This is a genomic window from Skermanella sp. (assembly GCF_059503625.1).
On record NZ_JCACHA010000994.1, the window covers coordinates 1 to 1,767 of the forward strand.

Here is a 1,767-nt window from a genome sequence, read left to right on the forward strand (position 1 = left end):
GGAGGCCTGCTCGTAGCCATGGATAGGAGTGAACAGCAGCTCGATCGACCACTTGGTCGTCAGGCCTTCCGCCTCCAGCGGGTTGGCAAGGCCGAGGCCGCAGACCGTGATGTCGGGCTGGGCGGCCCGGCAGCGGTCGAGCTGGCGTTCGACGTGCTGGCCTTCGCTCAGCAGTGTGCCAGGAGGCAGCAGCGCCAGTTCCTCCGCCAGATGGGCGCGGTGGAGATAGGGCGTGCCGACTTCGATCAGCCGCATCGAAAGTTCGGTCGCCAGGAAACGGGCGATCGGGATTTCGAGCTGGCTGTCGGGGAAAAAGAAAACGCGCTTGCCCGCAAGGTCGGAACGGAATCGGGCAAGCGCGGCCCGCGATCTTTCGCGGCAGGGGGAGACGACTCTTTCAAAACGCTCGGGTTCGACGTTCCAGGCACTCGCCGCGGCTTTGAGCCATGCGGTGGTGCCTTCGGCGCCGAGCGGGAAGGGGGCGGACAGGCGGGCGGCGCCGCGCTGTTCCAGCAACCGGGCGGTTTCCGCCAGGAAAGGTTGCGCCAGCAGGAACGAGGTTCTGGGGCCGATGCCGGGAAGGTCGGATGCTCGGCGCGGCGGCAGGAAATGGACGGGGCCGATGCCCAGATCGTCGAAGATCCGCCGGAACTGGTCCTCGACCACGTCGGCGAGAGCGCCCACGACCAGCAGCGACCGGTCTTCCGACGCGGGAAGTTCCGAGACCAGCGAGGCGAGGCAGGCGTCTTCGCCCTGGGTAAAGGTCGTCTCGATCCCGCTGCCGGAATAGCTGAGTATGCGGACGCGCGGGCTGTGGTCGCGGGACAGGCGGAGGGCTGCCCGCGAAAGGTCCAGCTTGATCACTTCCGACGGGCAGGAGCCGACCAGGAACAGCAGGCGGATATCGGGGCGGCGTTCCAGCAGCCTGGTGACTGCCTTGTCCAACTCCTCGTTCATGTCGGCCATCCCGGCCAGATCGCGTTCCTCGATGATGGCGGTGGCGAAGCGCGGCTCGGCGAAGATCATGACGCCGGCGGCCGACTGGATCAGGTGGGCGCAGGTGCGGGAGCCGACCACCAGAAAGAACGCGTCCTGGATCTTGCGGTGGAGCCAGATGATGCCGGTCAGGCCGCAGAAGACTTCGCGCTGGCCGCGCTCTTGAAGGACCGGAGGGTTCGGAAGCGCGGTCATCGTGCCCCCTCCAGCGCGTTCGAAGGGGCGACGGCATGAGCGCCGTTGTCGCCGCGCCGGGCGGCGCGCAGCTTCAGGATGAACTGGGTGGCGTTGATGACGTAGGTGGCATAGGCCGCGAGCGCCAGGATCATCTGCCCCTGAGCACCGAGCAAATCGAAGGCCACCGCCGCCAGATATGCGGTATGCAGCGCCAGCACCAGCATGCTGAACACGTCTTCCCAGTAGAAGGCGGGGGCGAACAGGTAGCGGCCGAAGACCACCTTCTCCCAGATGCAGCCGGTGATCATGATCGCGTAGAGCGTCAGCGTCTTGACCACGACGGAGGCGGTGGCGATGCCCAACCCTTCGCCGGTCGCCAGATACCGGAGCACCAGGCACAGGCTGGCAAGGAAAACGACGAATTGGATGGGGGCCAGGATGCCTTGAACAAGTGTCCAGGGCGACTGGTTGCGGCGTTTCCGTTGTTCCGGCGTATAAAGTGGCGGGTTCCGACCCTGTTTCATTCACGTCCTCCCTGGGATGCGGTGGGTTGCCGGGTGCGGCGGCTGGAACCCCAACCGCGCTTCGGCGCCC

At 66.3% G+C, this 1,767-nt stretch carries 2 protein-coding genes; both read right to left on the reverse strand.

The genetic code is table 11. From position 1 onward, the window contains the following. A partial coding sequence (locus tag AC5JJ6_RS36385; protein WP_496046712.1) for a ferredoxin:protochlorophyllide reductase (ATP-dependent) subunit N occupies nt 1-1,191 on the reverse strand: 1,191 nt, incomplete at its 3' end. Next, a complete protein-coding gene (gene bchF / locus AC5JJ6_RS36390; RefSeq protein WP_496046713.1) occupies nt 1,188-1,697 on the reverse strand; it encodes a 2-vinyl bacteriochlorophyllide hydratase in 510 nt (169 codons plus the stop codon). The genes bchF and AC5JJ6_RS36385, both read right to left, overlap by 4 nt. Nucleotides 1,698-1,767: the final 70 nt, after the last annotated feature.

Excerpts from the sequence above, each read along its gene's own strand:
- bchF (WP_496046713.1), bottom strand. The coding sequence starts at position 1,697 with ATGAAACAGGGTCGGAACCCGCCACTTTATACGCCGGAACAACGGAAA.